The sequence below is a fragment of the Adhaeribacter radiodurans genome, from assembly GCF_014075995.1.
In the GTDB taxonomy this organism is placed as follows: Bacteria; Bacteroidota; Bacteroidia; order Cytophagales; family Hymenobacteraceae; genus Adhaeribacter; species Adhaeribacter radiodurans.
The window spans coordinates 1,794,783-1,811,958 of sequence record NZ_CP055153.1; the positions used below are offsets into that span (position 1 = coordinate 1,794,783).

Sequence of the window (17,176 nt, forward strand, 5' to 3'; positions counted from 1 at the left end):
TAAAATTTTATTAAATAAGTAACGGAACCAGATTAATTTACTAAACTGGATGCAGAGGCTGTTGTAGTATACTGTTAATAATCAATTATTTGTTCGCATAAAAGGCTAATAGCTACTAGCTGATACTTGGGTCACTTTACTTAATAGCTATCCTTAGAATTAAACAAAATTTACTTTTAAAATAATCATTACTTCACCCGATTTACGAAACTTTTTATTTTGTTTCTAAGCTTATTAAAGCCTTGCTGGAATGAGATTTACTAAAGTTGTGGCGCTTGCCTGCCTCTTAATTTCAACTTCCGGGCACAAACCCCGGATTGTATCGGCTCCTGCCAACTTTGCCGGGCAGCAAACCTTATTCTTGCCCGACGATTTAGAAGCTACGCTGTGGGCCGAATCGCCGCAATTTTATAATCCCACTAATATCGATATAGATGCTAAAGGCCGCGTGTGGGTAGCCGAAGCCGTAAATTACCGCGATTTTAATAATTCGCCCGAAAAAGTGTTGCATCATCCGCAAGGCGATCGAATCATTATTCTGGAAGACAGTGATCAGGACGGTAAAAGCGATAAATCTAAAATTTTTGTGCAAGACAAAGATTTAGTTTCTCCTTTGGGAGTAGCAGTTTTAGGTAATAAAGTAATTGTATCCTGTTCGCCGTCAATTATTATTTACACCGACGAAAACAACGACGATAAACCCGACAAAAAAGAAGTTTTTCTGAAAGGATTTGGTGGTTTGGATCACGATCACGGACTGCATTCGGTGCAGGCTGGCCCGGATGGAAAATGGTATTTTAACACGGGTAATGCCGGGCCTCATCTGGTGCAAGATAAAGCCGGCTGGAATTTACGTTCCGGTTCTTTGTACACGGGTGGTACGCCTTATTCTAAATCCAACACTCCCGCCTTGGTGAGCGACGACGGAAATATTTATGTAGGAGGATTAGCTTTGCGCATTGGTCCGGATGGACGGGGCTTGGAAGTAGTAGGGCATAATTTCCGGAATGCTTACGAACTGGCCGTGGATTCGTACGGGAATATGTGGCAAAATGATAACGATGATCAGGTTGTTGCCTGTCGTACTTCGTGGCTGATGGAAGGTGGTAATGCCGGTTATTTTAGCGCCGATGGTTCCCGGTACTGGCAACCCGACCGGAGACCCGGACAAAGTGTATTTACTGCGCATTGGCACCAGGACGATCCGGGGGTACAACCGGCAGGCGATAATACCGGGGCCGGTTCCCCAACGGGGGTTACAATTAATGAAAGCGATGCTTTAGGAGAAAAATACCGGAGCTTGTTGCTCAGTGCCGATGCTGGCCGCAACGTTATATTTGGGTATCACCCGCAAGCGCAGGGTGCCGGATTTGGTTTAAAGCGGACTAATTTCATAACTTCTTTAAAAGATGCTACCGAAAATTATGTTTGGCACGAAACCGAGCAGGATGAAAGCAAATGGTTTCGGCCGAGTGATGTGGCCATTGGGGCAGATGGGGCTATTTACGTAGCCGATTGGTACGACCCGATTGTAGGCGGCCACCAAATGCATGATGCCCGCGGTTACGGACGTATTTACCGCATAACACCCAAAGGTAAAAACCTCAAAACGCCGCAGTTCAATTTAAATGCTACGGAAGGGCAAATAGCTGCCTTACTAAGTCCCGCGGTGAACGTGCGGTATTCTGGTTACCAAGCCTTAGAATCGCAAGGCGATAAAGCCATAGAACCAATAAAAAAAGTATTAACTTCTACTAATCCGTATCATCAGGCCCGGGCAATCTGGTTATTAGCTGCCATGGGCTCACAAGGTCAGCAAGAAGTAGAAAAGCTGTTGCAAGATCCAAATCCGGATATTCGGGTCACGGCTTTCCGGGCATTACGTTCCGTAAAACCAGAAGTGCTGACCTACGCTTCTAGACTGGCGAAAGATCCATCTGCGGCTGTGCGGCGCGAAGTAGCGATTGCGCTAAAGAAAGTGCCTTTTACACAATCCAAAGAAATTTTAGTTGAATTAGCTAAAAAATACGATGGCACAGATCGGATGTACCTGGAAGCCCTGGGAGCAGGCATGACTAAAAAAGAAGAGCAATTGTACCGGGTGTTGTTAGCGCAATTAGGAAATTCTAACTCTCTGGAATGGACGGATAGCTTTGCTGATTTAATTTGGCGCTTGCACCCGGTAGCAGCAATTGCAGCGGTACAAAAACGGGCTTCCTCTACTAAGTTAACACCCGCTGCCCGCAAACAAGCTATTGAAACGCTGGCTTTTACCAAGGACTCCAAAGCCGCCGCTACCATGGTAACCTTAAGCAAAAGTACTTTACCAGATGTAGCCCAGCAGGCCAATTGGTGGTTGCAATTCCGTCAGGAAAACGACTGGTCGAAGTATGCTTTAGCTGGTTGGACTGGAATATCGGGTAAAAGGGGTACAACTTTAAATCAGAAAATGGTAGCCTTGCAGGCATTGGTACAAAACAAAGAAAAACCCCAGCCAGAGCGTTTGCAAGCGGCATTAACCATGGCCGCCGATCAGGTTGGAGGGCAGATGCTGATTAGCCTGGCAGCGCAAAACAAACTGGAATCCAGCTTTTCTCAGGAAATAAGTAAAGTTATTTTTACCAATCCCGATCAAACGGTGCGTACACTGGCGGGCGATTATTTTAAAAAGCCGGGTACTTACCGCAATGTATCGGTGGCTCAGGTTAGTAAACTCCAACCCCAGGTAGCGGCTGGCAAAGCTGTTTTTCAAAATAAATGTGCCACTTGCCACCGGATAGGAGAGATGGGCACCGATATTGGGCCGGAACTTACGTTTATCGGGCAAAAATTTGATAAATTCGGTTTACTCGGTGCCATTATTAACCCCAGTGCGGCCATGGCTTTTGGGTACGAGTCGTGGCTGATTACCTCCAAAGACGGTACTGCTACTTACGGCTTTTTACAGGCCGATGGCGAAACAGTAATTCTGAAAGATACCGCGGGTAAACGACACCAAATTAAAGCCCAGGACATTGCATCGCGTAAACAATTTACCACCAGCATTATGCCCGACCCGGCTACCCTAAAGCTTTCGGAACAGGATTTGGCCAACCTCTCGGAATATTTACTTACCCTGAATACTAAAACCGAGTAATAAGTAAACAGGCCAAGTAAGAAATTTGATATTTAACTTTTGCGCAATCAATCAACTATCAGAATCGTTTTTTAGTAATTTCGCCATTAAGTTTAGTAAATTAATTTTGCCTAGTTACTTTGTTACTTATAAATAAAAGGGTAAAACTCAATTTAAAGTAAATCCCTGTTTTGTATAATTGTTCTTCCAGAAGAAAACATTGTTTTACTACGTAGTCAATAAGATTCCTTCTGAAGGACAGAATGATTAAACTTGTTTTTGTTTAAATATTAAATTTTTTATGAACCTACAACAGGTTGATAGTATCATATTTGACCTGGATGGTACCCTCTGGGACGCCACCGACAGTTACGTTGCTTCCTGGAATTTAGCGCTGCAACAATTTGGTATAGAAAAAACTATTACTCGTCCGGATTTAGAAAGTATGATGGGTTGGGAGGAAAAAGCGGTTTTTGAAAAAATGTTCCCACACTATTCCCTAGACCACAGGCGGCAAATAGCGCAATTGGTAAGCCAAAATCAGGATGCGTACATACCCGTTCATGGAGGCGTTTTATACGAAAACGTTCGTGAGGGTTTAATAGATTTAAGCCAAAAATACCGTTTGCTGGTAGTAAGTAATTGCCCCGAAAATACCGTCCGCGATTTCCTAAGCTGGTCTGGGTTAGAAAATTATTTTATTGATTACGAAACCCATGGCCGCACGCGCCAATCAAAAGCCGAAAACATTAAGGCGGTAGTGCAACGCAATAATTTGCAAAGCCCGGTGTACGTGGGCGATACTGAATCAGATAGCAAAGCCGCGCAATTAGCCCACGTGCCTTTTGTTTTTGTTTCTTATGGTTTTGGCAAAGTAGAAAATGCGGCTTATAGTTTTAATTCATTTCCGGAATTAGTAAAAGCTTTTACAACTTTACCTAAAGCGAAACTACCTAATTAATTAGGTGCCTCGATGAAATTAGTTTTCGTTAAAATGTATACTGATTAAATAAATTATATTTATTTATCGAACACTGAACAGCTAATAACCAGCAACCATTTAAATGATGCAGATAAAATTCTTCCGGGCAATTTGGGGAATGGAGGAACCTACCCTTCAGGCCAATTTACTCAAGATAAAAGAGGCCGGTTTTGATGGGGTAGAAATGATGGTGCCCCTGGACACAAAAAGCCAGGAAGAATTACGCGAATTATTAAAAGAATTTAGATTAGATTTAATTGCTTCGCAATGGGCTGCCAGCGGCCGCACCTATACGGAATATTTGCGTTCTTTTGAAGAACATTTGTACACGAATGCTTTATTAAAGCCACTTTTTAGTAATTCACAAACTGGCAAAGATTATTATTCGCCCGACCAAACCGCCCAACTTATTCAACGTGCCGCCGAAATTGCGCAGGAAACTGGCGTGCCCGTACTGCACGAAACGCACCGCGGGAAATTTACTTTTCATACCCGCAGCACCGAATATTTCCTGCATAAATTCCCAGATTTAAGGTTAGCCGCCGATTTTTCGCATTGGTGCAATGTGTGCGAGTCTTTCCTGGACGACCAGCCCGAAATTATGGACCTGGCTATTTCGCGGGTAGATCATATTCACGCCCGGGTAGGACATACCCAATCGACGCAAGTTAGCGATCCGCGCGCTCCGGAGTGGCAGGAAGCTTTGCAACACCATTTAAATTGGTGGGATGCCATTGTGAACACGCACCGCCAAAAAGGTACCCAGGTATTTACTATTTGTCCGGAATTTGGTCCGTATCCCTACATGCCCGAAAAACCTTACAGCCGCGAACCATTGGCTGATTTGTGGGAAATTAACTTATACATGAAAGATTTGCTGCAAAAAAGGTACAATCAGGTATAATATAATTCTGAATGAAAATACTTTCCATTTAATTTACAAATTCATTATATTTATTTAATTATTTTTCGTAATTCTATAATTAAATTAATAGATACCCGGTAGGAGGGATTCTAGTAGTTTCAATTTGGCCCTCCTTTTGGGAATGTTATAAATACCGGCCTGGTAGCTTACAATTATTTGCTTTGGCCACCTCTACATAATTTTTGACTCTTCGCGGAGAGAACTATTTTTTATTCTCTTCTTCGGGCTGCCCGGTAGCGTAAATCTTGTTTTAAGTTTTTTAATAATAGTAAATCAAACTGTCGGTTAAGTTTGTAAAGAGCAAAATATTTTTTTGTAAGTTATTCTCCTCTAACTTTTTTGCTCGGCTGCTTATCTGCGCTAAACTGTTATTATAATTAGGCTTTACCGGAGCTGCTTTCTCTTTGATGTTTATCTGTTAGCACCTTTAACGTTTAACTCCATTGTATGAAAGTATTTTTTTACCCCACTCAACCTCTTGCTTTTTTTAGTAATTGGCAACATTGGTTAGCAATTCTATTTCTGTTAAATATAGCCTCGGGAGCATATGCGCAGAGCAAAGAGTGGGATCAAACCTATGGCGGAGTAATTATCACCAGTGGAACTCAAACCTATGGCTCCTCTTACCTGCAAAGTGTTATTACTACCAATAGCGGCTATTTGCTCGGTGGCCGATCTAATTCTCTCATTGGGAACGATAAAACCCAGGGGCGCCGCGGTAACTACGATTACTGGCTGGTAAGTACCGATAATAGAGGAAATAAACTTTGGGATAAACGATATGGCGGTTCCGGCCAGGAAGATTTGCAAGTAGTAGTAAATACCGCCGATGGCGGCTATTTGCTGGGAGGCACTTCCTCTTCGGGTATTGGCGGCGACAAAACCCAGGCGAGCCAGGGCGGCCAGGATTATTGGATAGTAAAAATAAGTGCCGATGGTAGTAAGCTGTGGGATAAACGTTTCGGGGGTAATGGGAACGATGTACTGAAAGCGTTAGTGGCGGCACCCGGCGGTGGTTTTATTTTAGGTGGGTATTCTAATTCCGGAGCAACCGGCGATAAAACGCAGGCGAGCCGGGGCAGTAATGATTTTTGGATTATAAGAATTGATGAAAGTGGCAACAAAATTTGGGACAGGCGCTATGGCGGTTCGGACAATGATGTATTTAAATCCTTGGTAATTACTTTAGATGGCGGGTTTTTGTTAGCCGGTTCTTCTAGCTCCGGCATTGGGGGCGATAAAAGTGAACCCGCTTGGGGAGGCATTCAACCCGATTATTGGGTTATAAAAGTAAATAGTAGCGGCACTAAAATCTGGGATAAACGGCTGGGAGGTAAGTCTTCGGACGAACTCGAAGCTTTAGTAGCTACGCCAGATGGCGGTTATGTATTGGGTGGTCTTTCTTATTCTTTCCCGGAAGGCGATAAAACAGATACGCAAGGCTGGTTTGAAGTGGGTATTGGCGAATATTGGTTAATTAAAATAGATGGTAAGGGTAATAAACTTTGGGATAAAACTGTAAATGGTACGAGCCACGTTGTAAATTCTTTAATTCCTACTACCGATGGCGGATTTCTGGTAGGCGGAGGTAACCCTACCGATGAAATGAATGATGTAGATGATTACTGGGTAGCCAAAGTAAATAGTATCGGTAATACTGTTTGGGAGAAATATATCTCGGGCGTGGGTAAAGATTATTTAACTAGTATTCTAGCTACCGAAACCAACGAGATTTTACTGGGAGGTTGGTCCGATTCCGGAATGGGAAATGATAAAAGTGGGGCAAAAAAAGGCTTGTACGATTACTGGTTAGTAAAATTACAGGAGGTGAGCTGCATTCCGGTAATTACTTATGGCTGCGATGATTTAAATATTATTCAGAGCTTCCAATTTAACACTTTGTCTAACAATGCTTCCGGCTGTGATCCGCAAGGCAAAGGTTATAGTAGTTATCCGCCCACGGGCAATTTTACCACAACCGTTACCCGCGATCAAACCTATACCATTACTGTACAAGCTTCCCTTACCGAAGATTTTGAGCAAGGCTTTGGCGTTTGGATTGATTATAACAACGACAATGATTTTGATGATGCAGGAGAGTTTGTATTAAGTACGCCGATAGTTTTTGATGGATATACCGGAACAATAGTTATTCCCGCTACGGCTATGCCTGGTCAACACCGTTTACGGGTCAGGTCGCATTTTGCTAACGAAATAACCAGCGATGAATCTTGTACAGAATTTGACTACGGTGAAACCGAAGATTATATAATAACTATTAACAATTCGGCCATCTATGCAGCCTGGAACAAGCGGTTTGGAGGCTTAGGCCGGGATAGTTATACGGATGTGATCCGCACCACGGATGGGGGCTACTTAGTTGGTGGTTACACTGGTTCGGAAGACACCGGCGACAAGAGCCAGCCCAGCCGCGGTGCTATCGATTACTGGATTGTTAAGCTCGATGCCGCCGGCAACAAACTCTGGGACAAACGCTACGGTGGTCCGGGCAACGATTACCTCAACCGCTTAATTGCTACTTTAGATGGCGGCTACCTCTTAGGCGGCAGTTCCGAATCGGGGGCGGGTGGCGATAAAACGCAGAACAACCGCGGCGACCGGGATTACTGGCTGGTAAAGATCAACAGCGCGGGCGTCAAACAATGGGACAAACGCTACGGCGGCTCGGGCTACGATGAGCTGAGCAAAATTACCCAACTCAGCACGGGCGAGTATTTCGTGGCAGGTTATAGTTCTTCGCCGGCTAGTTTCGAGAAAAGCCAGGGCTCGCAGGGTGGCCGGGATTACTGGGTCTTGAAGCTCAATGCGGCGGGCACCAAGCTCTGGGACCGGCGCTTTGGCGGTAACCTGAACGATAACTTAGAGAACTTTCTGCTTACCCCCGATGGCGGGTATTTGCTGGGGGGCGCTTCGGCTTCGGGGCTGAGTGGCGACCGTAGTCAGTTGAGCCGGGGCGGGGAAGATTACTGGGTAGTTCGCCTGGATAGCGAAGGTAACAAAGTGTGGGATAGAAGGTACGGGGGCAGCGATAAAGATCATTTGTTTTCCATGGGTCGGTTGTCCAACACGGCTTTTTACCTGGGCGGCTACAGCCTCTCGGGCCAGGACGGGGACAAGAGCCAGAACAGCCAGGGCGGCAAAGATTATTGGTTGGTAGTTATTAATAGTGCCGGCGAAAAGCTCTGGGACAAACGCTTCGGCGGTAGCTTAGACGATGAACTGCGGTCGGTGATCCGAACAGCCGATGGCGGCTACTTGCTGGGGGGCAAGTCCGATTCACCCCTCAGCGGGGAGAAGAGCCAGAACAGTAGAGGCAGCAGTGATTACTGGATTGTGAAGCTGACGAGTAGTGGGAGTAAGCAGTGGGACCAACGGTTTGGCGGGGTAGGTTACGAGGAGCTGCGTAATATGGTGAGTACGCCGGATGGCGGGTACTTGCTGGGAGGCCGGTCCGAGTCGGGCATCAGTGGGGATAAGAGTCAGCCGAGCCAAGGCGGGCAGGATTACTGGCTGGTGAAGGTAGCCCTTTCCGGTAGCAACGCTGCAGTAGAGGAAGAAGAAATAATAGGGGCGAAGCGGGAGAGTACGGAAATGGAATTAGCTAATGGCAAAATCCTAGAAAGTAGCTTAGCGGTACGTCCAAATCCATTCACGGAGCACTTGCAGGTAAGTTTCACGTTGCCGCAATCCGAAGGGGTAAGTGTAAAAGTTTATAACAGCCAGGGACAGGAAATGACGACTTTGTTTCAGGGGCAAGCCGAAAGTGGCAGAACGTACCAGGTGCAGTGGCAGCCGAAGACCAACCAAGCGGCGGGTTTGTACTTGCTGCGCCTACGCTCAACTACCCAAACCCTCACCCAAAAAGTTATTCTGGCTAAGTAAACAACAGTATAAATTGCTAAAGTAATTTAGTTGACTTATTTATCGCGTTATTCAGGAGGAATCTATTTCGCTACGTAGCGAAATAGGTTCCTCCTGAACGACGCGGATATTGTAACTTAACGTGAGTTCGAGATAAGAAAAACCCACATAAATAGTAAGCTCATCTTCTTTAATTCTGTCATTCTGGAAGAATCTAACCGGTTACTTGCTGGTTAGATTCTTCCAGAATGACAGAATTAACGGGAAACTCTATTGTTTAATTCATTTGGCTAATACAGGTATGCTTTTTTGTTATTATATGCTTATGTCGAACTCACGTTAATTATTCTTTACTTCTTTTTACTTATTGCAAGCAGGCGCTCGAACTTCTTTTGATTATCTATGAAACTGGGCAATTACTATTTGGTATAATTAGCTAAGAAAACCAGTTATATTTTTGGCTATAAAGGGCCTTCTAAGATTCCATTAATGCGCAGTGCATTCTGAGAATAGGAGGAAGATAAGCTTAACCCGCCCGAAAGAGCCAAACGAAGCCAACTAGCCAAAGAGCATACAAATACCTTTCAATCCGCATTAGCACCGGGAATCGATACTGAAGGTTAACTACAAAAATCACCTTTTTTAAATCTACTATTATTTTACTCTTCCGGGGTTGTCTATAATAAAGCTTTTCCACGATTTGGTGCCCGCCTGAGTATTTATTCCTTTCTGATAATGGTGACACATAGCTACAGCTAAAGCATCGGTAGCATCAAATAATTTAGGGGAATCGCTGGGTAGCTTTAAAATTTGACTGAGCATGTGTGCCACCTGCTCCTTCGAGGCATTTCCGTTACCAGTAATAGATTGTTTAATTCGTTTGGGAGCGTATTCTACGTAAGGAATATCGCGCGATAAGGCCGCAGCAATGGCTACTCCCTGCGCCCGGCCAAGTTTAAGCATGCTTTGGACGTTATTGGAATAAAACTGCGCCTCAATAGCCATTTCATCGGGCAAGTATTTTTCAATGAGCAAAAGTGTATTATCAAAAATACGCTTTAATTTTACCGCGTGATTGGGTGCTTTTTTAAACGAAAGGGCATCGTATTCAAGTACTTTCACTTTAGAACCATTCACCTCAATAATGCTATAACCCATTACATTGGTGCCAGGGTCTACGCCAAGAATAAATTTACTGGTAAGAAGGGTAGGGGTATTTTGTAACATGCTCTACAAAAATACAAACATATTCTTAAATCTAAGTTACGTTTGTACTACCCCGCTAACAGCGGTTACCCGAAATTAATTACCTTTAACGAACAAAACTTTAAAGATTTTTATGGTAAAGGACCAAAAGCGCTTTAACGCGGCTATTGCCCGCTTTGATGCCTTAAATAGCGAAGATCCTAATACAGAGATTTATAACGATAAAATTTATCCTAAAGAATTATTGTATGCCCAGCGCATGACAGAGTGGTTGTTTAAAGTAGAGCCCAATCCATCAGAAGCCTTGCAATTAGCGGTGCGATGCCAGCACTTACGCCGCTGGACTATTCCCCGCCGGGAGTATTCCATGGACTTGGCAGGTTATAATAAATGGCGCAACACGCTCCGGAAATACCACGCCGATTTAGCTGGCCAAGAGTTGCAGGAAGTTGGCTACAATCCGGAAATTATTGACCGGGTTCAGTTTCTGGTTTTAAAAAGACAATTAAAGATTGATCCGGAGGTCCAATTGTTGGAAGATATTGTTTGTTTGGTGTTTCTGGAAAATTATTTTCTGGATTTTGCCCGTCAGCACGAAGAAGAAAAAGTAGTGGATATTGTTCAAAAAACCTGGCGTAAAATGACTACGCGCGGTCAACAAATAGCTCTTACTTTGCCTATGTCCGATGAAGCAAAACAATTAGTAGGTAAAGCCTTAGCGGGTTCTTTATAACTCCGAGCAAATTACAGTTTTTTAATAAATAGTTTATCGTCCTCTTTAAAAACCAAAACTTCTGGTATGAAAAATAATGTCTTCCGTTTAGTAAGTTTCGTGTTAATTGCTTTGCCGTTGCAGTTTTGTTCTTCCCCTAAAACCAAGGCACTTACTGCTAAAAACGAGGCGGGCAGTTTGAATTTAGTAAAAAAGGAAGCACAACATTTAACTTTATACTGGATAGATGTAGAAGGCGGAGCCGCTACTTTACTCGTTACCCCAGCCGGCGAATCAATACTAATAGATTCGGGCAATCCTGGTGGTCGGGATGCGGATAGAATTTACCACGTAGCAAAAGACGTGGCCGGTTTAACTCAGATTGATCATTTAATTATTACGCATTGGCACGTTGATCATTATGGCGGAGCGGCCGAATTGGTGACAAAACTACCCATTTTGGAAGTACACGATAAAGGCATTCCGGAATCATTACCTGAAGATAAAGAGTTTACCACCCGCATTCAGCCTTACCGAGATATGTTAGTAAAGAAGCGTTCGCAGCTACAAGCAAATCAATTAATAAATTTAGAAAGTTTGCCTGCCAAATTTTCGAAACTGAGCCTCCGGGTACTAGGTTTTGATAAAAAATTTATTCCGATAACAAAATCCCGTACTCCGGGTGCCGATTGTAATGTAACGGATAAACCCATTAATACTACGGATAATGCAAACAGCACAGTACTAGTGCTAGACTATGGCCCGTTTCGGTTTTTTGATGGCGGTGATTTAACCTGGAATATAGAAAAAACGTTGGTGTGCCCGGATAACCTGGTAGGTACAGTAGATGTTTATCAGGTAAATCACCATGGCTTAGATCAAAGCAATAATCCGGCGTTAATTAAAACTTTAGCACCAACGGTAGCTATTATGAACAATGGTCCGCGTAAAGGTGGCGGACCCGAAACAATTCAAACTTTAAAAGGTATTTCTTCTCTGCAAGGTAATTTTCAGCTGCATAAAAACATTCGCGCCGATTCAGTTTATAATACTAACAGTCAATTTATTGCTAACCTGAAAGAAAAGTGTGAGGCAAATTTTATTAAAATGACTGTAGAGCCAAATGGCGAAAAATACACGATTAGTATTCCGGCTAAAAACTACTCAAAAGCCTTTTCAACCAAAATAAATCCTTAAAATATTTGCTTAATATTATTTTTAATAAGGAAGCTGTTTCGCCTTTTTAGAAGTTTATTCATTATTTGGTAATTGCCGCAACAATTAGTTCGTTGCAACAAGCTTCTATAAGGTGTTGAAGACACCACCTTAGGCGAAATTTTTTACTTTTTTTATAAATGCGAAACAACTTCAAGAAGAAAGAAGACGAACAGCCGAGTTAAAATTTATAAAATAAGGAAAACGGCTTTTGGTGAAGATCAATTAATAATCCTTTTTATAAATTAGAAGATATAATATGTGATATTAACTATTATTTTATATTTGTAAATAGTAGGTAAAGCTTCGGCATTGTAAAAAAATTAGATTCCCTAGGCTTCCTTTTATTCGAAACAGCCGTACTCGGAGTTAAATACAAATATCTATAATCCCGCTAAAAGCTTCAATAAAATTTAGTTTATGAAAAATATTATACGAAAACTATAATAAATTAAAATAATTCTTGCATAAGTCTGTTAGTATGCGTAAACTTCATCAATATTCCAGAATTAGCATTAAACTACTTAACTAAACAAAAAACACTTATACGAATAATTATATTAAACTTAAATCCTGCTTTAAAGCACTAGCGCCACTTCCAGTTCATTTTTTAAATTTAAAATAGCGATAGTTCTCCTTTAAGGATTCTCACTAAAAATTCCTATTTTAATTGTAAAGAATGGCTGGTAATCAATCCAACTACTCCACCTATTTCTAAAATTAATTTTAGAAATACTATGTGTTTCGACTGTATTAGCTCTTATAAACTGATTTAAATACACCAGATTACCTTTCAAATGAAAAAGCTTTCTACTTTTCCTTTCAATCTATCAAAATCACAACCTCTGTTTTATTTATTCTTTAGCGTATTCCTCTTATTCGGCAGTTTAATTTCTTTGGAAGGATCCGCCCAAACCATTGCGGTAGAAAATACCGATAAATTTCCGGCACTTGACCAAATGGTTCTTTCCCGGGTTCAAAATCCGTGGCGCCGTCAGAACTTAGATGGTACCTACACTCCTTACAATGCCAACCACGACAAAGTAAAACTGAAGATTTATAATCGCGGCTCCAGTACGCTTACTATTAGCAAATTTACTCTTTCCAGCACTTCTCGCTGGAAAATTACTTTGCCCAAAGCTTTGCCTATATCTGTTAGTGCGGGTAGCTCCATTGAAACTACAGTAGAGTTTATTGCAAAAGATCAAGCTACACGGGTTAAAGTTCTGCACGATCTGCTAACTATTACTTCTAACGACAAAACTACTCCGTCTAAAGTTGTTAAGCTCCATGGCTTATGGCAAAAAGGAGGTGAAGGTAACCGCGAACCTTGGGCGCAGGAAATTATTAATGCCTTTGGTTATACTACTAAAACCGGGTACGCACAGCATGATGGTGATAGCGATGGTGATTATACCGTTCCCAATTCTGACGAAATTTTATCGGCAAACTTTGTGCGGGTTGATGGCAGCAAACCGGTTACGGTAACACAACTGGGAGCTTACCATGGCTGCTGCTATTATGGAGAAAAAATTGCCTGGTACCCTAAAGGTACTAACAATGTAGCTATTGCTACCAGCCATTATTTTTTAGATAGCCAGTCGTTGTTGCCCCGAAAAACCGGATCTTCTTCGGCTATAGCGCAAGGCACTTTCAACCCAAGTGGCGCATTTGGCTTTAAAGTAGGTAGTGCTTACTCAGACCGAGCTAAAAATTTCGAAAATAAAATTGGTATGCGTATCTGGAAAGCCGTGGATGCCAATGGTAAAATTATTGCTAATGCCTACATTATTGGTGCGGATTATCTGGGTACTGAATTTACTAATTACGATTACCAGGATAACGTATATTATGTTACCAATATCAGACCGGAATCTGGTCAGGTTAATGTTGAATTAGCGGTAACTCCTTCTGATCGGGATTTTGGTTCTGTATTAAAAGGAAGCACCAAGACACTTTCTGTTACTCTAAAAAACAGTGGTAGAAGTGGCCAGTCTAGTATAAAAATCAGCAGCGTGGCTCTTTCTGGTCCTAATAAAGCAGAATTTATTGCTAAAGCTATTTCTACAACTTTGGCTCCTCAGGCCAGCATTAGTGCTAGTGTTAGCTTTAAACCTACGGCGAAAGGCATAAAAAATGCTGCCTTGTTAGTGTACCACAATGCTCCTGGCTCTCCACTGCGTATTCCGCTTTACGGTATTGCCAACGAATCGGGTTCTACTATAACCGTAGTGAAGCGGGTAAAAGGTGGCTCGGATGCGAGCATGACTATTGCGGGTAAAGTTTGGGAATCAGATAAAAATTACCGTAAAGGTTCAGTTCGGTTAGATAAGCAAGTAACTCCTGGACCAATTTCGGCTACCGACCAAGATGTTTTGTATCAAACGTACTTATCGGCTACCCAGAACTTAGCTGAAACTAGGGTAGAAATTCCTATGGCGAATGGTTCTTATTACGTGCGGTTGCACTTTGCCGAAAACTATTTCCCATCTAACAATTCCCGGGTTTTCAACATTAATATTGAAGGAACTAACCGTTTAACCGGGTTTGATATCCACAAAGAGGTAGGTTACCGTTCCGCTTTAGTGAAAGATTTTGCGGTAACAGTAAGCGGAGGTGTTCTGAATTTGAAATTTAACCCAACTGTAAACCGCTTGGCTCTATGCGGGGTGGAAATTTTTAAATCTTCGTCAGGATCTGCTGCTAATACCATTTCTGACTTAAATTTAACCGATAATGTTGGGGAAGAAATGAAAGATTTGCAATTGAAAGTATACCCGAACCCCAGCAACGGCGAAAAAGTTTTTGTAGAAGCTTCTAATTTTGCGCAACAAGAAGAAGTGACCCTTTCTTTACACGACTTAGTTGGTCACACCATAGAAGTAAAAACTTTAGTTACCGACGAAAACGGCAGTGTTTCTACTCAGATGGCTACTAATAAACAATTATCCAGCGGTTTATATATATTGAGAGGTCGGGGAGCAATTTCCGGCGAAACTCAGTCGCGGTTGGTAATTGAATAAGGAAGACGACCTAAATAAAAATAAAAAAGAGCTACCAGAAGTAGCTCTTTTTTATTTTCCAGAAATTTTTAAATGAATCTGGTTTATTGTTATTTTAGGGTAAAAGCAATTAAAATACTTTGTAAATAGAGCTTATCCTTTATATAAATTAGAATTTTTTAGTGTATGGCTGCTTTACTATTTACTATTTATTAGCTACTATCCGGCCCATTCCATCGGGTTCGTATCAATACCTTCTTTGTACATTTTCCAATGCGGCGACATGTTCCGCAATTTCTCTACTACTTCCTGTACGTGCGAAATGGCGTATTTTATTTGTTCGGCAGTTGTAAAACGACTTAAACTAAACCGGAGCGATGAGTAAGCTAAATTGTCGCTTAATCCGAGGGCTTTTAAAACGTAAGAAGGTTCCATAGAGGCAGACGTACAGGCAGAGCCCGACGAAACAGCCAAATCTTTTAATCCCATCATTAAACTTTCTCCTTCCACGTATTTAAATGAAATATTGGCAACGTGGGGCAAACAATGTTCTTTGTAGCCATTACGCTGCGTTTCTTCTATCTGGAGCAATTCGGTTTCTAAATGGTCGCGTAATTTCCCAATCCGTTCGGCATCATTCGCCATTTCTAAGCGGCACAATTCACAGGCTTTACCTAAACCAACAATTCCGGGTACGTTAAGGGTACCCGACCGCATTCCGCGTTCGTGTCCGCCCCCATCCATTTGAGCCGTAATTTTTACACTCGGGTTTTTACGGCGCACGTATAAAGCACCCACTCCTTTCGGACCATACAACTTATGACCAGAAAACGCCATTAAATCAATCTTATCTGCCTCTACATCTACCGGAATTTTACCTACTGCCTGAGTGGCGTCGGTCATGAAAAGAATGCCGTATTTATGAGCAATTGCCGAAATTTCCCGGATGGGTTGAATTACGCCCGTTTCGTTGTTGGCGTACATAACCGAGATTAAAATAGTTTTAGGCGTAATAGCGGCTTCCAGTTCGTTCAAATCAATTAAACCTTCTTTGTTTACGTTCAGGTAAGTAATTGCACCGCCTAATTTTTCGAGGTGTTTGCAGGTATCTAAAACCGCTTTATGCTCGGTAGTAACCGTAATAATATGATTTCCTTTAGCCGCATACATTTCAAACACTCCCTTAATAGCTAGGTTATTTGATTCGGTAGCGCCCGAGGTAAAAATAATTTCTTTGGGGTTGCTATTAATCAAGGCTGCAATTTGCTCCCGGGCATAATCTACCGCTTCTTTAGCCGCCCAGCCAAAAGCATGATCCCGGGATGCAGCATTCCCAAAATGCTCCGTTAGGTAGGGAAGCATGGCTTCCAGAACCCGCGGATCTAAAGGAGTAGTAGCATTATTATCTAAATAGATAGGTAATTTGAGCATTAAATGTAGAATATAGATTAACGAATTGCTTCTTAAAAAACAGGAGTTAACCAGTATAAGTTTTAATTTACCGTAAAAATAGATAGATAAGTAGTTATTAGTGGTAGGTTAATAGAAATTAGCTATAAACTATCGCTTAACTAATCAACAAAATAAATTACCCTTTCCGGTATATGAACAAAGTAGAACATATTGGTATTGCGGTCCAAGATCTGGAAAAAGCAAATCTTATTTATACGCAAATATTAGGTACTGAACCTTATAAAAGCGAACAGGTAACCTCCGAAAAAGTAATTACCTCTTTTTTCCAATGCGGCGAATCTAAAATTGAATTGCTGGCGGCTACTGATGAAACCAGTGTAATAGCTGCTTTTATTCAGAAGCGTGGAGAAGGACTGCATCATATTGCTTTTTCCGTAGACGACATTGAAGCCGAAATGAGTAGATTAAAACAAGCCGGATTCACTTTACTCAGCGAAACTCCAAAACCCGGCGCTGATAATAAATTAATCTGTTTTGTTCATCCTAAAGATGCCAGTGGTGTATTAATTGAACTGTGTCAGGAGAAAACCTCATTTTAAATAATCTTAAGCACCGAGATTCAAGAATGCAAGCTCCTTTATTTTTAAATTTTATAAGGCTAATTCTTTAACCAAGGTGGGGTTATTATAAAAATTAACCATATTTGATTTAAGGATATAATGAA

General features: G+C 42.0%; 10 protein-coding genes. 8 read left to right on the forward strand and 2 right to left on the reverse strand.

The window, feature by feature from the left end; translation table 11 throughout:
- Window positions 1–250: 250 nt before the first annotated feature.
- From HUW48_RS07550 to HUW48_RS07565, 4 genes are all read left to right on the forward strand, one after another.
- Window positions 251–3,136, forward strand: a complete 2,886-nt coding sequence (locus tag HUW48_RS07550; protein ID WP_182415094.1) for a PVC-type heme-binding CxxCH protein — start codon at window positions 251–253, stop codon at window positions 3,134–3,136.
- Between the two features lie 280 nt (window positions 3,137–3,416).
- Entirely contained in the window at window positions 3,417–4,076 is a 660-nt protein-coding gene (locus HUW48_RS07555; RefSeq protein WP_182415095.1) for an HAD family hydrolase, read from the forward strand.
- Between the two features lie 103 nt (window positions 4,077–4,179).
- The gene (locus HUW48_RS07560; RefSeq protein WP_182415096.1) at window positions 4,180–5,001 is read left to right on the forward strand and encodes a sugar phosphate isomerase/epimerase family protein; all 822 of its coding nucleotides are present in this window, start codon (window positions 4,180–4,182) and stop codon (window positions 4,999–5,001) included.
- Between the two features lie 468 nt (window positions 5,002–5,469).
- The gene (locus tag HUW48_RS07565) at window positions 5,470–8,925 is read left to right on the forward strand and encodes a GEVED domain-containing protein (protein WP_182415097.1); all 3,456 of its coding nucleotides are present in this window, start codon (window positions 5,470–5,472) and stop codon (window positions 8,923–8,925) included.
- A gap of 633 nt (window positions 8,926–9,558) precedes the next feature.
- Here the strand turns inward: HUW48_RS07565 and ruvC are convergent.
- Complete coding sequence (ruvC, locus tag HUW48_RS07570) at window positions 9,559–10,131, reverse strand: crossover junction endodeoxyribonuclease RuvC (protein ID WP_182415098.1); 573 nt, start codon at window positions 10,129–10,131, stop codon at window positions 9,559–9,561.
- Window positions 10,132–10,243: 112 nt separating this feature from the next.
- Here ruvC and HUW48_RS07575 point away from each other — a divergent pair, with 112 nt between their 5' ends.
- The 3 genes from HUW48_RS07575 (at window position 10,244) to HUW48_RS07585 (ending at window position 15,060) form a co-directional block, all read left to right on the forward strand.
- Window positions 10,244–10,843, forward strand: a complete 600-nt coding sequence (locus HUW48_RS07575) for a DUF4202 domain-containing protein (protein WP_182415099.1) — start codon at window positions 10,244–10,246, stop codon at window positions 10,841–10,843.
- 66 nt (window positions 10,844–10,909) lie between these two features.
- Window positions 10,910–12,019, forward strand: coding sequence for a ComEC/Rec2 family competence protein (locus tag HUW48_RS07580; RefSeq protein WP_182415100.1), 1,110 nt, complete (start codon window positions 10,910–10,912; stop codon window positions 12,017–12,019).
- 815 nt (window positions 12,020–12,834) lie between these two features.
- Window positions 12,835–15,060, forward strand: coding sequence for a malectin domain-containing carbohydrate-binding protein (locus tag HUW48_RS07585; protein ID WP_182415101.1), 2,226 nt, complete (start codon window positions 12,835–12,837; stop codon window positions 15,058–15,060).
- Window positions 15,061–15,258: 198 nt separating this feature from the next.
- Here the strand turns inward: HUW48_RS07585 and HUW48_RS07590 are convergent, their stop codons facing one another.
- A complete protein-coding gene (locus HUW48_RS07590) occupies window positions 15,259–16,470 on the reverse strand; it encodes an IscS subfamily cysteine desulfurase (RefSeq protein ID WP_182415102.1) in 1,212 nt (403 codons plus the stop codon).
- Between the two features lie 173 nt (window positions 16,471–16,643).
- On the opposite strand from HUW48_RS07590, the gene mce reads away from it, so the two are divergent.
- Entirely contained in the window at window positions 16,644–17,051 is a 408-nt protein-coding gene (mce, locus tag HUW48_RS07595; protein ID WP_182415103.1) for a methylmalonyl-CoA epimerase, read from the forward strand.
- Window positions 17,052–17,176 lie beyond the last annotated feature (125 nt).